This is a genomic window from Motilibacter aurantiacus (genome assembly GCF_011250645.1).
In the GTDB taxonomy this organism is placed as follows: Bacteria; Actinomycetota; Actinomycetes; order Motilibacterales; family Motilibacteraceae; genus Motilibacter_A; species Motilibacter_A aurantiacus.
Map to the genome: position 1 here is coordinate 292,382 of NZ_JAANNO010000005.1, position 24,107 is coordinate 316,488.

Below are 24,107 nucleotides of genomic sequence, written 5' to 3' on the forward strand. Positions count from 1 at the left end.
CGACCCCGAGCCCACGCCGGTGACGCGTCAGATCACCAACGTGCTGCTGGGCGGCCTGAGCCTCGGGAGCGGCGCGTCCACGTCGCTCAACGTGCTGGGCAAGGGAGCGATCCCGACCCAGGGCGTGAAGAGCGTCAACGTGGCCATCGTGGTCTTCGGCGGGCCGGGGGGCGCGACGCTGAACGTCACCGGTTCGGGGACGCCCAGCGTGGTCTCGGTCCCGGCGATGCGCGCGTCGACGGTCGCGCTGACGGTGCCGGTCGGCTCGGACGGCACTGTCCGCATCCAGAACACCGGCACCGGCTCGGCCAACGGCTCGGTCTTCGGGGTGGCCTGGACGGGCTGACGCCCGCCCGCTGCGACACGCAGCGGCTGCTTCTGCAGAACGGCCCCGGCTCGTACGAGCCGGGGCCGTTCTGCGTGCCCTCCGGCCCGCGCTGCGCTGCTAGGGTCGGTCCTCGATCGAGATCGAGTGGGGGCAGTCGCGTGAAGCTCTACGTCAACGCGCGTTTCCTCACCCAGCGGGTCACCGGGGTCCAGCGCTACGCCATCGAGATCAGCCGCGCCCTGCTCCGGGCCGGGCTGCAGCCCACGTTCCTCGCCCCGTCGAGCGCACCCGCTTCCGAGCTCGCCGACGAGCTCTCCGTGCAGCGCCGCGGACGTCTCGCCGGGCACCCGTGGGAGCAGTTCGAGCTCCCGTACCTCGCCCGCGACGGGATGCTGGTCAACCTGACGAACACGGGCCCGGTAGCTGTGCGGCGCCAGGTCGTGACGATCCACGACGCGGCCGTCTTCACCTTCCCCGAGGCCTACTCCCCCGTCTTCCGCCGGTGGTACCAGGTGATGCTGCCCGTACTCGGTCGGCAGGCGCGCGCCGTCATGACCGTCTCCGAGTTCTCCCGCAGCCAGCTCCTCGAGCACTGCCGCGTCCCGGCCGCCAAGGTCACCGTCACCTCGGGCGGAAGCCAGCACGTGCTCGGCACCGAGCCCGACAACGAGGTCCTCGAGCGCCACGGCCTCACCGGCCGTCCGTTCGTGCTGGCCGTGAGCAGCCAGAACCCGACGAAGAACTTCCCCCGGCTGGCGCAGGCGCTGTCGCAGCTGGACGGCTCGGGCTTCGACATCGTCATCGCCGGCGGGACGAACTCCCGGATCTTCAACGAGTCGACGTCCCTGCCGGACGCCGTCAAGCAGCTCGGCTACGTCACCGATCCCGAGCTGGTCGCTCTCTACCGGGCGGCCGGGTGCTTCGTCTTCCCCTCTCTCTACGAGGGGTTCGGGCTCCCGCTGGTCGAGGCCATGGCCTTGGGCTGCCCGGTCGTCGCCTCCGACGCCGGGCCGATGCGCGAGATCGCCGGCGACGCCGCGGTCTTCGTCGACCCGCAGAGCGTGGAGTCCATCTCCGCAGCCATCGCGCGTGTGATGGCCGATGCTGACCTGCGGGAGAGCATGAGCCGGCGCGGCCGCGAACGGTCGCAGCGGTTCGACTGGGACGCCGCCGCCGGCCGGCTGATCGAGGTCATCGAACGGGTCGAGCAGCGAGGCGCACGGCCGCAGCCACGTCGATGAGCCGCCCCAGGACGTCGGTAGCTGCGCGGCTGGAGCGCAGCACGGGAAGCGCGAACGGGCGTGCGATGCCGCCGGCCGTCGCCGGAGGGCCGAACTCCTCCACAGCGGCCGCGCGTGCGGCGGGGGTGGCGACCGGCAGCGGGCGCGGAACGTGCCCTGCGGCGTGGATCTCCTCGTACATCGCGACCATCCCTGCGGCGATCGCGTCCCACGTGCGCTCCGCCGCGAGCGCCGCGCCCGCCGCGCGCAGGGCCTGCCATCGCTCGGGCGTCGAGACCAGAGCCGCCACGGCCTCCCCCAGCGAGACGACGTCTCCTTCAGGAACCAGAATTCCTGCGTCCCCGATCACCTCGGGGATGGACCCGCTCGCGTAGCCGACGACCACGGCACCCGCGGCATGCCCCTCGACGATGACACGCCCGAACTGCTCGACCCAGCGCGGAGTGGAACGGCTGGGCAGCAGCACGACGTGCGCGCCCCGGTAGACCTCGGCGAGCGCGGTGACGTCGGCCCAGGGCCGTACCTCGACGTGGCCTTCGACTCCCAGCTCGACCGCGCGGGCGCGTGCGGCGTCCTCCTCCGGGCCGCGGCCGACGACCACGAGCCGTGCCGGGCGCTCTCGCCGCACCCGGGCCAAGACGTCGACGGCGTCGACGACCCCCTTCTCGGGGACCAGCCGTCCGACGATGGTGAGCACCAGCTCCCCGTCGTCCAGGCTCTGCGAGCCGGGCCGCAGTGCGGCGTCGTCGAAGCCCAGCGGCAGCACGCGTACCTGCCCGGCGAAGCCCTTGCCACGCGCGACGGCCGCGGCCTGCCGGCTACAGGGGTACAGCGCGTCCGCGCGCGCGAACGCGCGCCGCTCGAGCCGGGCGAAGGGCGGAGGGAAGCGCTTGTCGAGGTTCTGTGCGGTGTACATGCTCACCGGCAGGTGGCCCGGCGCTGCGCGCAGGATCTGGGCCGCCACCAGGCTCACCGGCTCCTCGTGCACGTCGAGGACGTCGGGCCGCTCCTGGGCGATGAGGGCGCGCAACGCGTCGTCCGGGACCGCGAAGCGGTGGCGGTTCACGTCCCCCGGGCGGTCGACCGGGAGCTCGCGGATGCGGAAGGGCTCCGCCGACAGCGTCTTCTGCGCACCACCGTCGTCCCACTCGCTCGGCACGACCAGCGTGACGTCGACTCCCGCCCGGGCCAGCGCGCGCTCGCGCAGCCGGTGCGAGGAGTCGCGGCCGGAGTGGTAGAAGCGCAGGACCCGCACGCCGTCGTCCTTCCCGCCGCGCATGCCGCGCGGTCGCCTCGCCGCCGGGCCGTCGCGGTGCCGACGGCCCGCGATGCACCGGTACGCCCTGACGGGGCGCATGGCCGCGCGAGCGGACCGCCGGCCCCTGACACGCCCGCGTCCCCGGCAGGGCTCCTGCCGGGGACGCGGGGTGGATCGCCTACGTGGGCCTAGTAGACCACGGCGCGCACGACGATGCGGACCTTGAGCGCGGCGCCGCTCTCGTTCGTCACCGCGATGCGGTTGCCCGCGCCCAGCGGCACCAGGGCCGTGTGGGACGGGGCCGCGGTGGTGAGGGAGGCGGGCTTGCCGCCGCCCTTCACCCCGTACGCCGCCACCGTGACCTTGCCGGCACGCTTGCCCGTGCCGCTCGCGACGACGGTCACCAGCGCGGCACGCGGCGCCTTGCCCGTGACCCCGGCGCGGGTGACGCTCGCCGGCAGCGTGACGACGGCGGACTTGCTCGGCGCCAGGGACTTGCGCGTGTCGAGCACCGCCGCGGGCGCAGCGGCCGCGGAGGACCTCACGACGGAGCCGGTCGAGGTGTAGCCCGTCGTGAACAGCGAGGCGGTCAGCGTCGACTTGCCCTTGTTCGCCAGCCGGATGGTGCCGTCGCTCGCCGGCTTGACGACCAGCGCGGCGAAGGTCGACTGGCTGGCGGGCACGTTGATGGTGGTCGTCTGGGTGCCACCGCCGCTGACGGTCAGCGTCGCACCGTTGCTGCCGGCGGCGACCATCGTCATCAGCGAGACGCTGTCGACACCGCTGGTCGGGATCCCGCCCTTACCGAGCACCGAGAACGACACCGTCTTGCCCGCCGCGACGCTGACGCTCCCGAGCATCGTCGTCGGCAGGGTCTTCTGCGTGGGAGCCGGAGCCGGCGTGGGAGCGGGAGCCGGGGTCGGCGTCGGGGTCGGCGTCGGGGTCGGGGTCGGCGTCGGGGTCGGGGTCGGCGTGGGCGTCGGGGTCGGCGTCGGGGTCGGCGTCGGCGTCGGCGTCGGGGCCGGGGTCGGCGTCGGCGTCGGCGTCGGCGTCGGCGTCGGCGTCGGCGTCGGCGTCGGCGTCGGGGTCGGGGTCGGCGTGGGAGCCGGAGCCACCGCCGGGGTGCCGGGGCCGTACACCTCGAACTCACGGACGATCGCCGGGGCGTAGAACGACTGCAGCGGGTCGCTCAGCGTGTTGGCGTCGGTCGGCCAGAAGTCGGGCTTGGCGCCACCGAGATAGCCGGTGTAGTTGATCCCCTTGACGTCGATCCGCACCGCGGTCGCGGTCCGGGCCGGGAACTGGACGACCCGGCTGCGCTGGTAGAAGACACCGGTCTCCTGGGACACCTCGCTCCAGCTGCCGTCGAGGTTCTTCACCGACACGGTGAAGGCACGGATGCCGGTGAGCGTCGAGTTCAGCCCGACCGTGGAGACGATCGCCCGGTTGACCGTCGTCGGCTTCGCCAGGTTGACGGTCAGGCTCGGGCTCGCGTCCCCCACGGCCGAGGCCCAGGCGGGGCTGGACTGGAACATCCCCTGGCCGCGAGCGTCGGAGACGCCGTCGATCGCGCGCTCGACCGGGTTCCACGCGGTGTCCGAGCTGGCCGACGCGGTCGAGCCGGCGCTCGCCAGGGCGAGGTTGCCGCCCCAGGTCTCGCTCGGCGCGATCGAGAGGGAGCTGCCCGCCGGGACGTGGACGTACTGCACCGACCCGCTCACGGCCAGCGGCGCGGACGAGCCGCCGCCCACGAGGAACGAGGTCGACTTGCCGTACTCGTCGACGACGGTGACGCCACCAGGGGTGGTGCCGGCGTTCGTGACCCGCATCGCGACGGGCATGTCCTCGCTCCACACGGCCAGGACGTTGTCGGTCGCGGTCGCGCTCGCGCCGTAACGCTGGACGTGGACGTGCGGCGTGCCGGTCTCGACGCGTCCGACGAGCGGGCGTGCCCCGACCTCGGACCTGTGCGTCATGAGCGCCAGCGCGGCGGGCTTGACGTAGTCGTCACCCTCGATGGCCGAGAAGGTGACGCCGTCGTTGCCCCAGGTGCCCTGGGCGAGGAAGTAGTGCCAGCGCTCGATGCCCCACTCGCGGTAGAGCAGCTGGGCGCGGGTGCTGTAGTCGGCCTGGGCGAACAGGTTGCCCTGGCCGTCGGACCACCACGACTGCTCGGTGACCCAGACCGGCTTGTCCTGCGCGCCGTAGGGGGCGCGGTCGGAGCGCAGCCAGGACAGCAGAGTGCCGGTGCCCTCCTCCTCGAAGGAGCGGTTGTGCCCGGTGTACGGGTGTATGCCGATGATGTCCATGTTTGCGAAGCCGCCGGCGGCGCCGATGCCGCGCCAGTACTCGAGGCTGAGGCCGACGACACTGCCGCCGACGACCTTGGCGCCCGGGTCGTTCGCCTTGACCGCCCGGTAGACGGGCTTGAGGACCTTGTTGACGTAGTCCGTGGCCGTGCCGAAGGTGCTGTTCGGCTCGTTCCAGGCCTCCCAGTGGTCGACGATCGCGCCGAAGTGCGCGACGACCTCGGCCACCCGCTTCTCCCAGGTCCCGTTGGCGACGAGGCCGGACTCGGAGCCCCCCTCGCCGAGCTGGACGAGGAACGGGATGTTGCGCTTCTTCGCCTCGGCCGCAGCCGCCGCGAACGGCGCGTCGAAGCTGCTGAAGTCCAGCGGCGCGGTCGAGCTGGCCCCGCCGGGCAGCAGCCGGCGCCAGTCCAGGGTCTCGCGGGTCAGGCCGGTGCCCAGGACGTCCGCGAGCGCGACGCCGCGGACCGGGTTCGGGCCGCCCGCGTCGGAGTAGCCGGGAAGGGTGTCGAGGTCCAGCGTCTGGCCGGGCGCGGCCACGCTGTAGGTGATGCAGGTGCCGGAGAGGCGCTCGCCGCCGTCGCGGACGATGAACGCCTCGACCTCGTACGTGCCGGGCTCGGCCGCGGGAAGCTGCAGGGTGAGGCCGTTGTCGATCGTGGTGCTGTCCAGGCGGACGTTGGTGTACGCGGTGTTCTCGTCGGCGAGCACCTGGGCACGGTTGCGCACCCGGTAGTCGAGGGAGAAGTTGCCGGTGGTCTTCCACCAGGCGTCGAAGTTGGCGCGCACCCGCGGCGCCTGCCCGCTGCGGTAGTACTTGCCCTTGGTGCCCTCGACGGTGAGGCCCGCACCGTAGCCGAGGCGGGGCTCCTCCTTCGTCGGCCGCTCGGCGAGCGCGAGGATCTCCGAAAGGGGCAGGTAGCTCACGGCCTGGTCGCCGGTGAAGCGGACGCCGGTCGCGAAGTAGACGCCGGTGCCGTCGAAGGCCATGGTGCTCAGCTGGGTCAGGCCGCCGAGGACGCCCTCGTCGGCGGTGCCGAGGTAGACACCGTCGCGGTCGACGAGCGAGATGCCGTGGCCCGCGTCGGCCACCAGGAAGCGGCCGTCGGGCAGGCGGAGCGCGCCGCCCTGCATGTAGAAGTGCAGCGGCGCGCCGATCGGCATCGGGTCGTTCTGCGAGCCCTTGTCACCGAAGAACTTCACCTGGCGGGCGCTCGCGTCGTACACGCGCACGTACTTGCCGTCGGTGCCGATGACCGAGCCGTCGGCGGCGGTGCTGAACCACGTGCCGGACACCGCCGCGGTGCCGGTCTGGGTGCCGTTCTGGTCGAAGATGCGGGCCGCGCCCTCGCGCATCGTCACGCCCAGCCGCCAGCCGCCCGGGGTGGGCTGGCCGAACAGGGACTTGCCCACCGGGTCGGCGAACGAGCGCGTCCACACCGGGGCGCCGTCGGCGCTGAACTTGCGCACCTCGAAGGGGTAGTTCAGCACGTAGAACGCGCCGGTCGGGTCCACCGCGAGCCCGTAGCCCTCGAACCCGAGCGCGACCGTGCGGATCAGTCTGCGCGAGCTGTCGTAGATCAGCACCCGGGTGCCGCTGTCCAGGACGTACAGGCGATTGGCCTGCCACACGATGCCGTCGGGTCGAATTCCGGAGACAATCTTGGTGACCGTCGGGTCGGAGAATGCCTTTCCGGTCGACGCCACGCGGGCCGGGTTCACCTCGCCGCACAGGTGGATCGCAGGGTCGACCACGGCGGCCGCGCTCGCAGTAGTCACCTGGGCCGCGTGCGCTGCCGCGCCGGGAAGGGCGACGGGAAGAAGGAGGGGAAGGCTGACGGCCGAGATGACGAGCCGCGAAATTCGCTTCGTGGACATGAATTGGGTGTCGGTGTGCCCGACGAACAAGGGCAGAGGCCGAACGGGTGGTCCCGGGTCTTTAGGCTCGGCCGGACGAGTGACCGGCGAGCCCGAGCGGCCGCGGCAAGATCACGCCGAGGCGCAGCCGGCTCGATAGCATCGCGAGGTCGTCGCACCTCGAGGAGCCCTTGTGTCACCGTCCCAGGAGCGCAGCTCGTCGGCGCCGCCCGTCCCGGGCGCTGTCCCCGCCGTCGCCCTGCTGTCCCTGGAGCCGTGGGACGACGTCTGGCGGCGCAACCAGCACATCGCGGCCGAGCTCGTCCGGCAGGGCCTCGTCGAGCGCCTCCTTTTCGTCGAGCCGCCCGCGCGGCGCCCGTTGCCCGTACGCCGCCCGGTCCCGGGGATCAGCGTGGTGACACCCCGGCGGACGCTGCCCAAGCGCGCCGGGGGGAACGCGGCCGTGGGGCTGGCCCTGCGCGCCGGGCTGCTGCGCACCGCGGACCTGCTCTGGGTCAACGACCCCGAGGTCGGCGCCACCGCGGTGCGCCGCGGCCAGCCCGCGGTCTACGACGTGACCGACGACTGGCGGGAGGCGCCGGCAGCGCCGCGCGAGGTCCGCCGGATCGTGCGCGCGGAGGACCGGCTCGCCCGCACGAGCGCCACGGTCGTGTGCAGCCAGGTGCTGCGTACCCGCTGGCAGGAGCGCTACGGCGTCGACGCCGCCCTCGTTCCCAACGGCATCGACGCCTCCGCCTGGCGCGCGCCTGCCGCCCGGCCGCTGACCGGCCCCGGGCCGCACGTCGGCTACGTCGGCACCCTCCACCACGAGCGGGTCGACGTCCCGCTGGCGCTCACCCTCGCGGCGCACCCGTCGGTCGGGACGCTGCACTTCGTCGGGCCCGTCGCCCTCGACGCCGAGCACCGGGCCCGGGTGGAGGCCGAGCCGAAGATCCGCCTGCACGGGCCGGTCCCGGCGACGGACGTTCCCGCGTGGACGAGCGCGATGGACGTGCTCGTCTGCCCGCACCGGATCACCCCGTTCACCCTGAGCCTCGACGCGATCAAGAGCTACGAGTACCTCGCCAGTGGCCGACCCGTGGTGGCGACCCCGACGAGCGGCTTCCAGCACCTGTCCGCGCCGCAACTGTGCGTCACCGACACCGACGGCTTCGTCACCGCGGTCGCCGACTGGCTCACCCGGCCGCCGTCCGGGTCCGACCGTGAGGTGGGCACGTGGGCGCAGCGCGCCCGCGAGTTCCGGGCTGCGTGGCCGCTGTGACCGCGGCCCGGCTGGCCGCCGCCGCGCGCCGCCGCGTACGCCTGCTGGCCCAGCGGGCGGTGTCCTCGTCGCGGGTCTCGCTCGGCCCCCGCTGCGACGTCCGCGCCGGGGTGCGGCTGCGCGCGGTCGGGGCCGGCCGGATCGCCTTCGGCGCGGGGTGCGTGCTGGACGAGGGGCTCACGGTCGAGTCGCACGGCGAGGTCGAGGTCGGCGAGCAGGTGATCTTCGGTCACCACGTCACGATCGGGGCCCACGAGCGGGTCGTCATCGGCCGCGACTCCATGCTCGCCGAGCTCGTCTCCGTCCGGGACCACGACCACGACTTCACCGACCCCGACCGCCCCATCCGCGAGCAGGGCGTGCGCGTGGCGCCTGTGCGCATCGGCCGGGACGTGTGGATCGGCGCGAAGGCCACCGTGCTGCGCGGCGTGACCATCGGCGACGGAGCGGTCATCGGGGCCAACGCCGTGGTGACGAAGGACGTGCCGCCGTTCGCGGTCGCGGTCGGCGTGCCCGCCCGCGTCGTCGCCTACCGGCGGGCAGCCGCGGCCGAGGCGTAGACCTTCTCGTACTCCGCCCGCAGCCGGTCCCAGCTGAACTCCGGGAGCCGCGCCCGCCCGGCAGCGGCGAAGGACGCGCGCAGAGCCGGGTCGTCGAGCAGCCCGGCGACCGCGTCGGCGAGCGCGGAGGTGTCCTCCGGGTCGACCACCCGTCCGGTCCGCCCGTCCTGCACGAACTCCCCCGCTCCCCCGCGGCTGGTCACGACGACCGGGGTGCCCGCACGCCACCCCTCGAGGGCGACGATGCCGAACGGCTCGACCCGCGAGGGCATGACGAAGACCTCGGCTCGGTGCATCACGTCGGCCACCTGGCCGCGGCCCAGCGGCCCGGGGAAGAAGACCCGCTCCTCGAGGCCGAGGCGGCGGGCGTGGTCCTTCAGCCGGTCCAGCTCGGCGCCGCCGCCGACGATCACCAGGCCTACGTCGGGCCGGTCCGGCGCGACCTTGGCGAAGGCGTCGAGCAGCAGGTCGAAGCCCTTCTTGTGGACGACGCGGCCCAGCCCCAGCACGAAGCGGTCGAACGGCAGCGCGACCTCCGCGCGGGGCGCCTCGTCGACGTCCACGCCGTTGAAGATCACCTGGGACTTGGCCGGGGACAGCCCGAAGCGCCGGATCGAGTCGTCGAGGGTGAACTGCGAGCAGCCGGTGACGGCCGCCGCCTGGCGAACGCCGATCCGAAGCGCGGTCCGCATGGCGACCGAGGAGTCGTAGATGTCCTGGTCGTCCATGACCGTCTCCCCCTGCAACGAGACGACGAGCGGGCGACGCAGGCGTCTGCTGAGCGCCGCCGCGTAGACGCCCTGCGCGCTGAAGCACTGGACGTGCAGCAGGTCGGGGCGGAACGCCCGGGCGGCGGCCGCGAGCTCGCGGTACGCCGCGACGGCCTCGGCGGGCCACCGCAGCGCCGCGCCCGCCGACGCCCGGGGCAGGGGGAACACGAACCGGCGCACCGCCAGGCCGTCGAGCACCTCGACCCGGGGCAGGTCGTCCTGCTGCCGGGAAGCGGTCCAGATCTCGACGTCGTGCCCGGCGCGGCGCAGGTTCACGGCGAGCCGCGCGCTGAGGACCTCGACGCCGCCGACGGAGGGCGCGAAGGCGCTGGGCAGGAGCGCAATGCGCACGTCAGCGACGTCCTTTCGGGATTGAGAGCAGTTCGCCGTAGAAGGTCAGCAACCGGTCCGCGTGCCGATCGAGCGAGAACTCGGCGCGCTGGCGCTCGCGCAGCTCGTCCCCGACGCGCCGGCGGGCCGCGTCGTCGCCGGCGAGCGCCCGCAGCAGGGCGGCGCACGCGTCGACGTCGCCCGGGGCGTACAGGCAGTCGCGGCGGGCCACCGTCTCCCGGTGCGCCCCGCTGTCCGTGGCGACCACCGCGCAGCCGTGGGCCATCGCCTCGGCGACAGAGAGCCCGAAGCCCTCGATGCGGGTCGTCGCGAGCAGGATCGCGGACCCGGCCAGCAGCGGGTGCGGGTCGTGCACGTGGCCGAGGAAGTCCACGCTGTCGGCGACCCCGAGCTCGCCCGCGAGCTTCTCCAGGCTCGGTCGCAGGGACCCGTCGCCGGCGAGCGCGAGCCGCCACCCCTCGGCCCCGAGGCCCGACCGGGCCCACGCCCGCAGGCCCTCGTCCGTGTGCTTCTCCGCCTCGTGCCGCTGCAGCATGAGGACGCGGCGCTCGCGGTCGGTCGATGCCTGCGCGTCGGGCACGCCCGAGTGGATCACGACCGCGTCCTCGCCCGACTCCTCCGCCGCGTACCGGCTGATCGCGATCTGCGCGTCGAGCGCGGCGCGGATGCCCACCGCGGCCAGCCGGCCGGGCAGGCTGGCCCCGCGGCGGGCAGCGAAGTGCCTCGTCGTCACGAGCCGGGCCCGGGTGGCCGGCTTGGTCAGCGCACCGGCGAGCTCGGCCGCCGTCATGTGGACGTGCACGATGTCGGCACCGCGGGCGACGCGCAGCAGGCGGGGGACCAGCTGCCCGGTCGACGCCGCCGGGGAGTAGCCGATGCCCGGGCCGAGCTCGGCCGGCATCCGGCCCGGGTCCCCGCCGAGGACCTGCACGCGCCAGCCCGCCCGGAGGATGCGCGGCGCCACTGAGGAGATGTAGCGCTCGACCCCCGCGAAGGCGTCGCTGCGCACCGCGTGGACGACGAGCGGGGAGGTGCCGCTCACAGGCCCTGCCTGGCGGCGACGGCGCGCGGGCCCTGCAGGTAGAGCCGCAGCCGGCGCCGGTCGTCGTCGCGCCGGCGCACGGCGACGCGCACGGCCGCCCCCGCCACGACGGCCGTGCGGGCGACCTGCCAGCCGCCGGTGCCGTACCACTTGCGCAGGAAGGTCTCGACCCCCCGGTGGAACAGCATCTCCCGGCGTGCCGGGTCACTGCTGCTGCCCGCGCCGGCGTGCTCGGCGACCACGTCGGAGCAGAGCTGCAGCCGCCACCCACGGCGCTGCGCGCGCACCTGCCAGTCGCACTCCTCCGCGTAGAGGAAGAAGCGCTCGTCGAACAGCCCCACGTCGGCGACGGCCTCGGACCGCAGCAGGAGGACGGCCCCCACGAGGAAGTGCAGCCGCTGGCGGACGAAGCGCTCGAGCCCGAGGGCGTCCAGCCAGGCCCCCCAGGGCGAGGGGGCGGGCCAGTCGGCCCGTTGCGGCCGGCCCCCCTCGGCCAGCGCTGGCGCCACCGCAGCCACGTCGTGCGCACCGGGCGCCAGCAGCGCGCCCTGGAGCCGACGGACCAGGGCGGCGTCGGCCCGCGCGTCCGGGTTGAGCAGCAGGACGTCTCGCCCCTGCGCCTGCGCGCTGCCCAGCCCGAGGTTGACCGCTGCGGCGAAGCCGACGTTGCTGCCCGGGGCGAGGTACGCGTGGCCGTGCGCCTCGACCAGCGCGCGCACCTGCTCGTCGCCGCCGTTGTCCACCACGACGACCGGGCCGTCGTAGTCGTAGCGGCCCAGGCACTCCTCGAGGTCCGCGGTGTTGTGGTAGGCGACGATCACCGTGCAGACCGACGGGCGAGCCCTCTGCACCGTCGTCGACAGGGGCTCGCTGGTCACGAGAGGCACTCTGCCATTCGAAGGACGCAGCCTCCCAGCGAACCCCGAACAATCACACGGACGCAGCCGTTCACCTAGAGTGGCTCCGACGGAAGGGGCTCGGTGGGCGTACGCGCGATCAGCGCGCCGCGGGAGTGGGCGGCCGGGCTGGTCGTTCCCGTCCTCTCGCTCGGCGCCGCCGCCGGCGTCGGGTTCTTGACCGCCCGCAGCCAGTACCTCGCAGTCGCCGCGGTGGCGGCGGCCGTCGGCCTGGCGCTGATCGCGCGCGACGCGGCCCGGCTCGCGGTCGTCGCGGTCCCCGGGGTCCTGCTCATCGCGCGGGCGCCCGGCCTCGGCATCAGCCTCACCGACCTGCTCACCGCCGCCGCCGGCGCCGCAGCCTTCGCCGCCGGCGCCCACCGCGAGCTCCAGCCCGCAGCGAAGAAGCTCTGGACCGCCTTCGCGCTCTACCTGGGGCTCCTGCTCGGGACCATCGTGGCGAACCACACGGTCCGCTCGGACCTCGAGTGGTTCCACCGCATCGCGATCGTGGGCGGCGGCGTCCTCGCCGGCGCCTGGATCGTGCGCCGCGGCCTGACCCGGATGGCGCTGCGGCTGCTCGTCGTGGCCATGAGCACCCTCGGCGCGGTCGCGATCGCGACCACGCTGACGTCCGGCTTCGCCCCGGCCTACCCCTGGATCTACCACAAGAACTACGCCGGCAGCGTCTTCGCGACGACCCTGCTGGTCCTGCTCGCCGCCTCCGGCCGCCTGGAGTGGCACGTCCGACTGACGCGCCTGGCCGTCGTGCTGCTCGGCGGCGGGCTGCTGGCCACACAGAGCCGAGGGGCCATGCTCGCGCTGGCCGCGGGCGGGCTGGTCTGGTTCGTGCGCACGACGCCGGACAAGCGCCGCCGCACCGGCGCCGTCGTGGCCCTCGGCGTCATCGCGTTCGTCGTGGTCGCGGGCATGTCCCTGCGGTCCCAGATCCAGGACAACGACCAGCACAACAGCATCCACCACCGTGAGGAGATCCGCGGCGCCGCGATCAGCCTGTGGGAGGCCGACCGAATGACCGGCGCGGGGCTGCGGTACTGGAACATCCCGCCCTACGTCGGCACCTACACCCAGCCGAACGACACCCCCACGGAGGCGCTGGCCGAGTCCGGCATCCCCGGGCTCATCGGGTTCGTCGTGTTCGTGGTCGGGGCCCTCCTCGCCCTCGCACGCGCACGCGGTGACCTTGCCCTCGCGGCCCTGTGCGTCCTGTCGGCCCGGTTCTTCCACGGGCTCTTCGACATCTACTGGGTCGGAGGGACGACCACGCTGGTCTGGCTGATCGCAGGCATGGGGCTGGCCGGCATCGCCCGGCCACCGTCGTCGGAGCCGCCCTCCTCGGCCGCCCCGGCCCGCGGGGAGGCCCGCACCGGCCGAGGAGCCCCCGCGTGAGCGCCGTCGACGTCGCCGTCGTCTTCCCCGAGGCGCACCGGCGCGGCGGGGTCGAGCGCGTCACCTGGGACCTGCTGGCCCACCTCGGCAGCTCCCACCGCACGGCCTTCGTCGGCCGGGAAGCCCCCGACGGCCTGCCCCCGGGCGTGCACCTCGTGCGCACCCAGGAGCGTCGCGCTCCCCGCTCGCTGCGCCCGCTGGAGTTCCGGCGGGCGGCACGTGCCGCGCTCTCCACCCTCGACGCCGGCAGCGTCGTGACGTGCGGCGCGGAGACGCCCCCCGGCGACGTCCTCTGGGTGCACAGCGTGCTGCGGGCCTGGCTGGGCGTGGCCCGCGCGGTCAAGGTGAAGGGCGTGCCCGTCCCGGCACAGGTGCGCTACCTGATGCCGCACCACCGGGTCATGCTGGCGATGGAGTCGCAGTACTTCCGGCAGGCCCGGCCCCGGCGGATCCTGTGCACGTCCCAGCGCGAGATCGACGACATCGAGCGGCTCTTCGGCGTCGACGTGTCCATGGCGACGGTCGTGCCCAACCCGTTCGACCCGGACCTGTTCAACGTGGGCCGGCGGCGCGCCGACCGCGCGGCGGCACGTGCCGCGATGGGGGTCCCCGACGGCGGGATCGCCCTCGTCTTCGTCGCCAACGAGCTGCACCGCAAGGGCTTCGCCCAGACGTTGGAGGCCATGGCCCGCGCCCGGGACGAGCGGCTGAGCCTCCACCTCGTCGGGCGGGCCGCGCCCGACGCGTACCAGCCGCTGATCCGCCGGCTCGGGCTCGAGCGACGCGTGCGCTACCACGGCTCGACGACGGACGTCGGGTGGTACTTCGCCGGCGCGGACCTCATGGTCCTGCCCACGCAGTACGAGCCCTTCGGCCTCGTCATCGTCGAGGCGCTGGCCAGCGGGGTCCCCGTGATCACGACCCGGCTGGCCGGCGCGGCCGACGCGGTGCAGCACGGTCGCACGGGGCTGCTGCAGTCCGACCCGTACGACGTGGACGAGCTCTGCGCGCTCCTGGCCGAGGCCGCGGCCGCCGATCTGGAGGCGTGGAGCCGGGCCGCGGGGTCGTCGGTGGACGACTACCGGCGTGACGCCGTCCTCCAGCGGGTGGAGAAGCTCGTCCTCGCCTGAGCCCTCAGCGCACGTCGGAGCTCTGCCGCCGCCGTGCCGCCGGCTGCAGCGGCTGCGCCGTGATCCGGGAGCGGCGGCGCCGTGACAGGTGCAGCCCGCCCAGCGGGCGGCGGCCGCGCGTCCGCTTGTTGGCCTCGGGCAGGTAGTAGTCACCGACCGGGGCGGTCCAGTTGCACGCGACGCCCACGACGCGCAGGTCGAGCTTGCGCACCGTCTCGACCGCGCGCTTGAGCCGGTCACGCCGCGTCGAGCCCATCTTGGTGACGAAGACGACCCCGTCCAACGCCCGCCCGAGCACGGTGGCGTCGGTCACCGGCAGCACGGGAGGCGTGTCGAAGACGACCAGGTCGTACGCGCCCTTGAGCTCGTGGATCAGGTCGAGCATCCGCAACGACCCCAGCAGCTCGCTGGGGTTCGCCGGGATGGGCCCGCTGGGCAGCACGTGCAGCTCCCCACCCGGGCCCCACGGCTGGACGGTGTCGGCGAGCGTCGTCTCGTCGATGAGCAGGTTGGTCAGCCCGATCGAGCCTTCCAGCCCCAGCTCGGCGGCGACCCCCGGCCGGCGCAGGTCCGCGTCCACGAGGAGCACACGCTGCCCGGCGAGGGCGGAGGTGATCGCGAGGTTGGCGGCCGTCGTCGTCTTCCCCTCGCCCGACACCGCGCTCGTCACCGCCAACGTGCGGAGCGGTTTGTCCACGCCGGCGAACTGCACGTTCGTCCGCAATTGTCGTATTGCTTCGGCGCGTTGCGAGCGGGGCATCGTCGCCGCGATGGCCGCCGTGCCGCGGTGCTCGACAGGAATGCTGGCCAGGAGGTTCAGCCCACTGACCCGCTCGACCTCTTCGACCGTCCGCACGCTCCGGTCCAGCCCCTCCGCGACGAACGCCGCAGCGAGGCCCAGGACGAGCCCGAGGGCGAGCCCGAGCAGGTAGGTCCGCTCCTTGTTCGGCGAGTACGGCTCGGACGGCAGGCCCGGCGCCTGGAACGTCTGGAGCCGTGTGTCGTTGCCGCTGCCCGCGCCTTGACGCTCGAACCGCTCGACGTAGCGGGGCAGGACGGTGGTGTAGGCCTGCGCGACCTGGTAGGCCCCCTGGGCGGAGTCGGCCGAGACGTCGACGTTGAGGAACACCGTGCCCGAGACCTGGGAGGGGTTGACCTCGACCGCGCCCACGCCGACGCCGGCCTCCCGCACCTCCTGCAGGGCGGCGCCGAGCACCTCCCCGCTGCGGGCCAGGCTGACGTAGGTCCCCGCCCGGCCCTCGGCCGTCTGCTGGCCCGTGATGGCGTCGAGCACCCTGTCCTGGGAGTCGACGAAGACGAACTGCACCGAGGTGCGGTACATCTCGGTGCTGCGGTCGACCGCCACGACGCTGGCCCCGACGCAGACGAGTGCGACCGCCACGACCAGGTACCACCGCCGGCGCAGGACGCGCAGGTAATCCAAGAGTTCCACGGGGCCCCAGCCGGTCGTGACTACCCCGGGACGGGCGTACCGAGGGCGGTCGCAAGTCTAGGTCGTTTTGACGACTGTCCGTGGACAAGCGGTCCGGACGAGTCACAGATCCCATTTCTTGGCCGGGCACAGGGAGGAATGGCTCACCTGGTCGGCCGAGCAGGGGCATGGTCAGGTGGGGTTGAATGGGGACCACGAGCCGTCAATGGCGTCGGGCGCCGACCGGGAGGACCAGGGATGAGCGAGACGGGCGCCCGTTCCGCCGGGCGTGCGGCGGGGGGCCGCTCGCGTGCGCACTGAGCAGGGGCAGCCGGGGCAGCCGCACCGAGCCGCCGCTGCGGGCGACGAGACCGTCCCCACCGACGCCTTCCTGCGTGCCTGCCTGCGCGTCGCGCTCGGCCTCGAGCCCCCCGACCGGCTGGCGGCGCTGCGCGCCGGCACTCCCCTCCCCATGGTCCGTGCCGCGATCGCCCACGGCGTCGCGCCCCTGGTGCACGAGGCGCTGACGGAGGCGAGCCACGAGCAGCTGCCGCTGGTCAGGACCGGCCTGTACGACGCCCGCCGGGACGCGCTCATCCGCCACCTCGTGGTGCTGCGGCAGGCGGCGGCCATGGCGGCGGTGCTGACCGCGGCCGGCGTCCGCTTCGCGGTGGTCAAGGGCCCGGTCCTCACCGAGCTGGCGTACGGCCGGCCGGAGCGGCGGCCGTACGCCGACCTGGACCTGCTCGTCCACCCACAGGACCTGCGGGCGGCGCTCGACAGCCTGGGCGCGGCCGGCTGGTCGATGCTGGACCGCAACTGGGTGCTCGCCCGCCGTCAGATGCGCGCCGAGCTCTCGCTCGTCTACGGCGAGACCGTGATGCTCGACCTGCACTGGCACCTGGTGAACGAGCGGCCCCGGCGGGCCGCTCTCAACTGGCACACGGCGGACCTGCTCGAGCGCACGCGCACGGTCGACGTGGGCGGTGTCGAGCTGCCGGTGCTGGACCCGGTCGACGCGATGATGCACCTGGCCCTGCACGCCACGACCAGCGGACTGCACCGCCTGCAGTGGCCGGTGGACCTCTTCCTGTGGAACCGCGAGCAGCGCCCGGACCCCGGCCTCCTGCGCGAGCGCTGTGCCGCGGCGTCGCTGACCCTGCTGGTCGCCACCGCCCTCGACCGCACGCAGCGGGTCCTGGGCGTGCCGGGCCCGTCGTTGCCCGGCGGGCAGGCCTGGCGCGGCCTGATCCGCGTGCTCGACCGCTGGCGCCCGCCGGGCCGCCCCCCGACCGAGCACCTGAGCTGGCGGGCCCTGGTGTCCGCGACCGGCACGTCGGACCTGGACAGCCTGCGGACCCTGAGCAAGGTCGCCGTCACCGACGGGGTGGTGGGCGGCGTCCAGCGCGCCTGGCACGCCCGTCACCCGCGCCCGCTCGCCGACAACCCGCTGCACGCGGAGGGGGGCGGGGAGCCCGCGCGCGAGGCCTATCTGGCCGCCGTCGCCCAGGAGTACGCCGAGCGCTCGCGCTGAGCCCGGACGGGCTTCGCGGGCCGCTCGCCCGTCCGGGTCCGGGCCCGCACAATAGGCGCCGACGGGTCTCGCGGCGGCCTTAGGATCGCTGGCAGCCGCCGACGTGCCTGTCGGCGGCCAGCAGCAGGGGGAGTCCCGTGAGCCACTTCCGGCACCTGGCCGACGAGCGCGCGAGCGCCGCGGGCCGGAAGCGCGCGCCCGAGCCCCTCGCGCCCTCCGGCGCGACGGGCGCCGCGGCCGGGGTGGGCGGACAGGTGGGCGCGCAGGCGCGCCCGCCCGACGGTGTGTCGCCCGACGGTGTGTCCCCCGACGGCAGGACCGCGGGCAGCACGGCGCCCGACGGCTCGGTGGCCGCCGCGGAGCCGGACTCGTCGTTCGACCTGTTCTCCTTCTTCCTGGAGACCTCCCAGCGCCGCCGCGACGTACGCGCCCTCCCCCGCCTGCTCGGCCGGGCGCTGCGGCTCGTGCACCGCGCCGACCGCAGCGGGTTCTGGTGGGCCGCCGCGTTCCAGGTCCTCGGCGCGGTGGCGAGCGTCGCGCTGGTCGGCGTCGGCGGGCTCCTGCTCGACGTGCTGCAGACCCCGGACGCCGACGCGGTTCCGGCCGCCCGGCTGACCGTCCTCGTGGGCGTCCTCGCCCTCGTCACCGCCGCCTCGTCCGCCGTGACCAGCCTGCAGGCCCAGCAGCAGCGCCTGCTCGGCGAGCGGGTCGCGCAGACGGCGTGGGGCGGCGTGCTCGACGTCACCGGGCGGGCGCGGCTCGAGACGTACGAGTCCTCCGGCTTCTACGACCAGCTCCAGCGTGTGCAGGCCAACGCGATCATGCGGCCGGTCACGGTCACGACGGCGGTCTTCGGGCTGCTCGGCGGAGGGTTGACGACCATCGCCATGGTCGCCGCGGTCGCGGTCCTCGCCCCGGCGCTGCTGCCCCTGCTGCTGCTCGGCGGGGTGCCGGCGATCCTCATGTCCCGGCGGGCGAGCCGGTCGGAGTTCGCCTTCGCGGTGGCCCAGGCGCCGCTGCTGCGCCGCCGGGACTACCTGCGCGAGGTGCTCACCCGCCGCGAGCCGGCCAAGGAGGTGCGCGCCTTCGGGGCGGCCCGCGTGCTGCGCGGCCGCTACGACGCCATGTCCTCGCTGTTCGTGACCGCGCTCGCGGCGCAGGTACGCCGCCGCCAGCTGCAGACGGTGGTGACGGTCCTCGGCAGCGCCCTCGCGCTCGGGCTGTCGCTGGGCCTGCTCGTGGCGCTGGTCGCGACCGAGCGGATCTCGCTGGCCCAGGCCGGTGCCGCGATGCTCGCGGTGCGCGTGCTGAGCTCCCGGCTCGACGGGGTCTTCGCCTCCCTCGGGTCGCTGTTCGAGTCGGCGGTGTTCCTCGAGGACCTCGACCGCTTCCTCGCTCTCGGCGACCGGCTGGCCCCGCTGGGAGGAAGCGGCACCCCCGCCCCGCACGAGCAGGCCCTGCGCGTCGAAGGGGTCGGCTACACGTACCCCGGGAGCCCGACGCCGGTGCTGCACGACATCGAGCTGGAGATCCGTCCCGGCGAGATCGTGGCCCTCGTCGGGGAGAACGGCTCGGGCAAGACGACCCTCGCGAAGATCATCGCCGGCCTCTACACGCCGCGCTCGGGCCGGGTGACCTGGGACGGCAAGGACGCGGCCGAGCTCGGTGACGACGTCACCCGTGCGACCGCGGTCATCTTCCAGGACTTCGAGCGCTACCAGCTGACCGCGCGCGAGAACATCGGCATCGGCGCGCCGGAGAGCCTCGACGACGACGAGGCCGCCCAGGCCGCGGCCCGGCGGGCGCGGGCCCACGAGTTCCTCTCGACGCTGCCGGACGGCTACGACACCATCCTCAGCCGCGAGTACAAGGGCGGGCGCGACCTCTCGCTCGGCCAGTGGCAGCGCGTCGCGCTCGCCCGGGCGTTCCGCCGCGACGCCCCGCTGGTCATCCTCGACGAGCCGACCGCATCGCTGGACCCGCGGGCCGAGCACGACCTGTTCGCCGACATCCGAGGGCTGCTGCGCGGCCGCTCGGCGCTGCTGGTGTCCCACCGCTACTCCAGCGTGCGCAACGCCGACCGCATCTACGTCATGCGCAAGGGGCGGATCGCCGAGCACGGCACCCACGACGAGCTGCTGGCCCAGCACGGGCTCTACGCCGAGCTCTACGACCTGCAGTCGCGCACCTACCTCTGAGCGGGCCTCACGACGCGCTCAGCGGGACCCCGAGCGCGTCGAAGAGCGTGGTCATGGAGGCCGGGTCGTACGGCGGCCCCCAAGGCAGGCGTGCCTCCACGACCGGCACGGCGCCGACGAGGTCGGCGAGCAGGCCGAACTGCGCGAGCAGGACCGCCCGGTCGACGACTCCCTGGACGCGCGGGTAGCTCGTGAGCACGAGGTGGGCCTGCGGCGGCGCAAGCTCGGTGACCTGCACGGTGCTGGCGTCCCGGTCCGGGATCGGCACCACGACGGCCCGCAGGGTCAGCGGGTCCTGCTCGGCCAGCGGCAGCCGGACCGCGGTGCGCCCGTCCACGGTGCGTCGCACCCGGCTGGGGTCGGCGAAGGCCTCGGCCAGCCCCTCGGCGCTCTGCCGCAGCCGCGTCTCGCCGCCGCCGACCCAGCAGCGCGCGCCGCCGCCCGGCTCCCGGTCCACCCGCAGCACGTCGTCGGTCACCAGCCGCGCGCCCGCCGCGCACGCGAGGGTCGCCGAGGTGGACTTGCCGCGGCGCGGGTGGCCGGCGAACGCGACGGCGGCCGCTCCCGCCGACACCGCCGAAGCGTGCAGGACCAGGTGCCCGCGCAACTCGAGCAGCAGGCTGGTCACCAAGCCGTTGAACAGCAACGGCAGCGCCTCCGCGGGCGTCCGGACGTCCGGGACGAGCTCGACCGACGCGAGGTCGGCCCCGATCACCGCCTCGCACGTGCCGGCGAACCGCAGCAGGACGGTGCCGTCGGGGCGCCGGACGGCGGCGAAGCGGATGTTCGTGCCCTCCTCCGCGTACGCCGCGACGACCTCGCCCTCGGGGTCGTCGGCCGGGACCGGGCGGGCCGGAGCCGCCCGGACCGTCACGTCAGCGGGCGCGTCGGCGGGAGCGGGCCGCTCGAGCCGGAGCGGCGCGTCGGACGCGATGACCAGGCCGTGCGCGAGGAAGCGCGGCATCAGCGGGCTGCCCGGGCCGGGCGGAGCACGGCCTGCGGAGGGGGCAGCGCGGTCGCCCGCCGCTGCGGCACCATGGCCGTACGCGCGCCCGCGGCGATCATCCGTGCTCCATGCGCGCGATTGTAGGGAGGCCAGGGAGCGCCGCCGCGATCACGCCGGCCCGGGCCGGGCCCGTGTCGACCGTCCGGGTCCATCGGGGCGAAGACGTGCCGTCGGGGCCGGGGGCATCTGTCAGTATCGGGAGCGTGGCGGAGGCAGCAGTGGAGCAGACGGGCGCGGCACCCCCTTCGCGCGTCCCGCCGCTGCGCGCGCTCATGGGCACCGGCACGGCGGCCGCGTCCGAGCCGGGCACGGAGCCGCTGGTCAGCGTCCTCATCGCCACCCGCAACCCCGACCCGCAGCTGCTGGAGCTGGCGCTGGCCGGGGTGCGCGCGCAGACGTACCCGCGGTGGGAGGTCGTGCTCGTCGACGACGGCTCCGACGTCCCGGTGACCGTGCCGCTCGACCCCCGCGTCACGGTCCTGCGGGTTCCGGAGGGGCGCGGGGTCTCGGCCGCCCGCAACCTCGCGGCCTACACCTCGCGCGGGGAGGTCCTCGCCTTCCTCGACGACGACGACATGTGGGAGCCGACCAAGCTCGAGCGGCAGGTGGCCGCCCTCGCCGACGAGGACGTGGTCCTCGCCGACACCGTCTGCGACATCGTCGACCAGGACGGGGCACTGCGCGGGCCGGGCTATCCGGACTGGTGGCGCGACCGTTACGAGCTGCTGCAGGGCTGCGGGATCATCACGAGCTCGGTCTGCGTGCCGCGGTGGGCCTTCTTCCTCGCCGGCGGCTTCGACGCGGCCCTCGCGGTGGCCGAGGACTGGGACCTGTTCCTGCGGCTCTCCGAGCTCGGCCGGATCGCCCGCGTGGAACCGGTCCTGACGCACTACCGCGTCGTCGGCGACCCCGGGCGGCGCTACCGCGACACCGCCGCGGTCGCCTTCGCCATGCTGGAGAAGCAGCGGGTCCGGGCCCGCGCGCAGCGCGACGACGCGGCCATCGCCGCGATCGCGCAGGGCCACGCCCGGTTGCGCCGGCTGTTCGCCGAGCAGGCGTTCTCCATGGCGCGCACGACGCTGCCGGAGGACTGGGCGGGCGCCGCGGCCCACCTCGCCCGGTCGATCCGGCTCTCCCCCTGGCCGGTCCTGAAGGACGCCGCGCACTTCCGGCCGCTGCGGTCATCCCTGCGCCAGACACGGCGGGCCAAGCAGGCGTCGCGGGCGGGCACGGAGGGCCTCGGTTGAGCTCGGGCACCCCGGCCGTCAGCGTCATCGTCTGCACCCGCAACCGCCTGGACACCTTGCGCCGGAGCCTGCCGGTGCTGCTGGGGTCGGCCGCACAGGCACCGTTCGAGGCCGAGGTGCTCGTCGTGGACAACGCGAGCACCGACGGCACCCACGACTGGCTGCGCGAGCGGGCGACGACGGTCAGCGGCCTCGTCCCCGTCCACACCCCGCTCATCGGGGCCAGCCGCGCGCGCAACCTCGGGTGCATCGCCGCCCGGGCCGCCGTCCTGCTCTTCACCGACGACGACGTCTTCGTCCCCGGCGAGTGGGTCGAGCGCATGGCCGAGCCACTGCTCGAGGGGGCCGCGGACGCCGTCGCGTCGCCGATCGTGCTCGGCGAGGAGTACGCCGCCCCCTGGCTGACCCCCTACTTCCGCCAGCGGCTCGCCGAGTCCGCGCTGGGCGACCGCCCTTCCCCACCGCTCGTCGGCGCCGGCATGGGCGTACGCCGCGAGCTGCTGCGCTCGGCGCAGTGGGACCCCGATCTCGGGCCGGGGTGCCCGCCCGTGCTCAACGGCGAGGACGTGCTCTTCGAGCAGATGATCAAGCACGCCGGGGCGCGGGTCGTCCGAGCCGAGGGGGCGCCGGCGGTGCACCGGCCCGACCCCTCCCGGCTCGACCGGGCGTCCTGGCTGGCCATGGCCGAGTCGCACGGGTGGTCCGACGCCTACATCGCGCACCACTGGCTCGGCACCCGCGTCCGCGCCCTGCCGTTGCGGGCCGCTGTCAACGCCGCCCGGCTCGCCGCGTACCGCCGGCGCGGGCAGGTCGCGCAACCGATCGGTGAGGCGGAGTTCGAGCTCGTGCGGGCGGCCGCGATGTCACGGGCGCTGTGGGCCATGCGTCACGACCGGCCCAAGTACGTCCGCAGCCAGGCCCTGCCGGGGCCGGCGCCCGTCGGCTAGGCCCGGGACACCGAGAGCATCGTGTCCAGCAGCTCGCGCGCCGGGTCGCCCGCGGCATAGCGGGAGCGGGCCGCCTCGCGTGCCTCGGCCCCGAGCGCGCCCCAGTCCCGGCGCGCCGCGGCGGCCTGCTCCAGCGCGCCGGCCAGGCTGTCGGCGTCCGGCGCGGCGACGAACCCGGTCCGCTCGGTCACCCAGGTCCGCATCTCGCCCACCGCGGTCGCGAGCACCGGCCGGCCGGCGCTCATGGCCTCCAGGGCCGCGAGGGACAGGCCCTCGATGCGCGAGGGCAGGACGAGCAGCTCGGACTCCGCCCAGATCCTGGCCAGGTCGCTCTCGTGCCCACGGAAGCGCACCTTGCCGGCCAGGCCGTACATCGCCGTCAGCTGCTCGAGGTAGGCGCGGTCCGGGCCTTCGCCGTAGAAGGACAGCTCCCAGGTGTCGGGCAGCCCCTTCGCCCGGCCGAGCGCGTCGAGCAGCAGGTCCTGCCCCTTCTGCCAGGCGACGAGGCGGCCCACGCAGGCCATGCGGACGGCCGGCTCGGCCGGCAGGGGCGGCGCGTCGACGAGGGTGACGGCGTTGCGGAAGACCCCGGCGCCGGGCAGCCGGGCAGCGAGCCACCGCTCGGCCAGCTCGATCGAGGCCGGGCCGAGGAAGAGCGCGCGCGCGGCGCCGGCGAAGTGCGCGAGCCCCAGCTGCCGCTGGCCCTCGGACGCGGGAGGGGCACCGTCGAAGCCGTGGCTGACCGTGACGTACGGGACCCCCGCCGCGCGCACGCGGGAGCCCAGCCGCTGGGCCCAGGCCTGCCAGGTGACGTCGGGCAGGGCGCCGTGGGACCAGCAGACCACGTCGGCCGGGCGCTCCTCGAGCCGGAGCGGGGGGAGCTTCGCATCGCGGAACCGCTGCACGAGCGGCACCTCGAACGGCAGCTTGAGCGGCAACGGCGTCCGCCAGCGCAGCACCGCGCCCGCCCGCTCCAGCTCGCTGAGCCGGGGCGGCACCTGCTCCCAGCGCCGCATGCAGACCGTGACCTCGTGCCCGTCGGCGAGGGCCAGCAGCGCGGCCGACGACCACAGCTCCTCGCTGGCACCCCACGGTGAGCCCTCCATCGAGCTGAGAAACCACAGACGAGCCATCCCGCGTCACTCCCAAGTCGGCGCCGCGCGCCAGTCTGGCAGCCGGACGGCCGCCCTCGTCCGCGTACGCCCGGACACGTGAGCCGGGACTCACCACGCGCGGGACCTCCACCGGGCGGCCCCGTGGCTGCCACACTTCTCCCGGGGCGGGAGCGGCGCGCACGGGCGCGGGCGCG

General features: G+C 74.7%; 17 protein-coding genes and 1 pseudogene. 10 read left to right on the forward strand and 8 right to left on the reverse strand.

The window, feature by feature from the left end:
• Positions 1-346: pseudogene (locus G9H72_RS11590) on the forward strand (hypothetical protein); the annotation flags it as partial.
• A 140-nt stretch (positions 347-486) separates the two neighbouring features.
• Entirely contained in the window at positions 487-1,569 is a 1,083-nt protein-coding gene (locus G9H72_RS11595) for a glycosyltransferase family 4 protein (protein ID WP_166171095.1), read from the forward strand.
• On the opposite strand, the gene G9H72_RS11600 is transcribed toward G9H72_RS11595, so the two are convergent.
• Both G9H72_RS11600 and G9H72_RS11605 read right to left on the reverse strand, forming a co-directional pair.
• Positions 1,520-2,848, reverse strand: a complete 1,329-nt coding sequence (locus G9H72_RS11600; RefSeq protein WP_166171097.1) for a glycosyltransferase family 4 protein — start codon at positions 2,846-2,848, stop codon at positions 1,520-1,522. The genes G9H72_RS11595 and G9H72_RS11600 overlap by 50 nt on opposite strands.
• Before the next feature lie 167 nt (positions 2,849-3,015).
• The gene (locus G9H72_RS11605; protein WP_166171099.1) at positions 3,016-7,014 is read right to left on the reverse strand and encodes a discoidin domain-containing protein; all 3,999 of its coding nucleotides are present in this window, start codon (positions 7,012-7,014) and stop codon (positions 3,016-3,018) included.
• Positions 7,015-7,186: 172 nt separating this feature from the next.
• Here G9H72_RS11605 and G9H72_RS11610 point away from each other — a divergent pair, with 172 nt between their 5' ends.
• The gene (locus G9H72_RS11610) at positions 7,187-8,275 is read left to right on the forward strand and encodes a glycosyltransferase (RefSeq protein WP_166171101.1); all 1,089 of its coding nucleotides are present in this window, start codon (positions 7,187-7,189) and stop codon (positions 8,273-8,275) included.
• The gene (locus G9H72_RS22400; RefSeq protein WP_196791073.1) at positions 8,263-8,835 is read left to right on the forward strand and encodes an acyltransferase; all 573 of its coding nucleotides are present in this window, start codon (positions 8,263-8,265) and stop codon (positions 8,833-8,835) included. The genes G9H72_RS11610 and G9H72_RS22400 overlap by 13 nt, the downstream gene beginning before the upstream one ends.
• On the opposite strand, the gene G9H72_RS11620 is transcribed toward G9H72_RS22400, so the two are convergent.
• From G9H72_RS11620 to G9H72_RS22980, 3 genes are read right to left on the reverse strand one after another with little or no spacing between them, the layout of a single operon-like run.
• Positions 8,805-9,956, reverse strand: coding sequence for a glycosyltransferase family 4 protein (locus tag G9H72_RS11620; RefSeq protein ID WP_166171103.1), 1,152 nt, complete (start codon positions 9,954-9,956; stop codon positions 8,805-8,807). The two genes, G9H72_RS22400 and G9H72_RS11620, sit on opposite strands and share 31 nt — an antisense overlap.
• A 1-nt stretch (position 9,957) precedes the next feature.
• Positions 9,958-10,998 (reverse strand): glycosyltransferase family 4 protein, encoded by a 1,041-nt coding sequence (locus G9H72_RS22405; RefSeq protein WP_166171105.1) that lies wholly within the window; start codon positions 10,996-10,998, stop codon positions 9,958-9,960.
• Complete coding sequence (locus G9H72_RS22980; RefSeq protein WP_166171107.1) at positions 10,995-11,876, reverse strand: glycosyltransferase family 2 protein; 882 nt, start codon at positions 11,874-11,876, stop codon at positions 10,995-10,997. Before G9H72_RS22980 ends, G9H72_RS22405 begins: the two co-directional genes overlap by 4 nt.
• Before the next feature lie 102 nt (positions 11,877-11,978).
• On the opposite strand from G9H72_RS22980, the gene G9H72_RS22985 reads away from it, so the two are divergent.
• Entirely contained in the window at positions 11,979-13,304 is a 1,326-nt protein-coding gene (locus G9H72_RS22985) for an O-antigen ligase family protein (RefSeq protein WP_166171109.1), read from the forward strand.
• Positions 13,301-14,434: a glycosyltransferase family 4 protein gene (locus tag G9H72_RS11640; protein WP_166171111.1), complete on the forward strand. Its 1,134-nt coding sequence runs from the start codon at positions 13,301-13,303 to the stop codon at positions 14,432-14,434. The genes G9H72_RS22985 and G9H72_RS11640 overlap by 4 nt, the downstream gene beginning before the upstream one ends.
• A 4-nt stretch (positions 14,435-14,438) precedes the next feature.
• On the opposite strand, the gene G9H72_RS11645 is transcribed toward G9H72_RS11640, so the two are convergent.
• Positions 14,439-15,887: a polysaccharide biosynthesis tyrosine autokinase gene (locus G9H72_RS11645; RefSeq protein ID WP_166171113.1), complete on the reverse strand. Its 1,449-nt coding sequence runs from the start codon at positions 15,885-15,887 to the stop codon at positions 14,439-14,441.
• A 289-nt stretch (positions 15,888-16,176) separates the two neighbouring features.
• Between G9H72_RS11645 and G9H72_RS11650 the strand changes: the two genes are divergently transcribed.
• Positions 16,177-17,400 carry a nucleotidyltransferase family protein gene (locus tag G9H72_RS11650; protein ID WP_166171115.1) on the forward strand — a complete coding sequence of 408 codons (1,224 nt, stop codon included), beginning with the start codon at positions 16,177-16,179 and terminating at the stop codon, positions 17,398-17,400.
• Between the two features lie 137 nt (positions 17,401-17,537).
• On the forward strand, positions 17,538-19,598 hold the full coding sequence (locus G9H72_RS22990) for an ABC transporter ATP-binding protein (RefSeq protein ID WP_331272217.1): 2,061 nt from the start codon (positions 17,538-17,540) through the stop codon (positions 19,596-19,598).
• A gap of 7 nt (positions 19,599-19,605) precedes the next feature.
• On the opposite strand, the gene G9H72_RS11660 is transcribed toward G9H72_RS22990, so the two are convergent.
• Positions 19,606-20,562, reverse strand: a complete 957-nt coding sequence (locus tag G9H72_RS11660) for a hypothetical protein (RefSeq protein WP_166171117.1) — start codon at positions 20,560-20,562, stop codon at positions 19,606-19,608.
• A 245-nt stretch (positions 20,563-20,807) separates the two neighbouring features.
• Between G9H72_RS11660 and G9H72_RS11665 the strand changes: the two genes are divergently transcribed.
• Entirely contained in the window at positions 20,808-21,851 is a 1,044-nt protein-coding gene (locus G9H72_RS11665; protein WP_166171119.1) for a glycosyltransferase, read from the forward strand.
• Positions 21,848-22,798: a glycosyltransferase family 2 protein gene (locus tag G9H72_RS11670; RefSeq protein ID WP_166171121.1), complete on the forward strand. Its 951-nt coding sequence runs from the start codon at positions 21,848-21,850 to the stop codon at positions 22,796-22,798. The genes G9H72_RS11665 and G9H72_RS11670 overlap by 4 nt, the downstream gene beginning before the upstream one ends.
• On the opposite strand, the gene G9H72_RS11675 is transcribed toward G9H72_RS11670, so the two are convergent.
• Positions 22,795-23,931 (reverse strand): glycosyltransferase family 4 protein, encoded by a 1,137-nt coding sequence (locus tag G9H72_RS11675; protein WP_166171123.1) that lies wholly within the window; start codon positions 23,929-23,931, stop codon positions 22,795-22,797. The genes G9H72_RS11670 and G9H72_RS11675 overlap by 4 nt on opposite strands.
• Between the last annotated feature and the right edge of the window lie 176 nt (positions 23,932-24,107).

Coding starts and splice junctions, on each gene's coding strand:
- G9H72_RS11600 (WP_166171097.1), bottom strand. CDS start 2,848: ATGCGCGGCGGGAAGGACGACGGCGTGCGGGTCCTGCGCTTCTACCAC.
- G9H72_RS11605 (WP_166171099.1), bottom strand. CDS start 7,014: ATGTCCACGAAGCGAATTTCGCGGCTCGTCATCTCGGCCGTCAGCCTT.
- G9H72_RS11660 (WP_166171117.1), bottom strand. CDS start 20,562: ATGCCGCGCTTCCTCGCGCACGGCCTGGTCATCGCGTCCGACGCGCCG.
- G9H72_RS11675 (WP_166171123.1), bottom strand. CDS start 23,931: ATGGCTCGTCTGTGGTTTCTCAGCTCGATGGAGGGCTCACCGTGGGGT.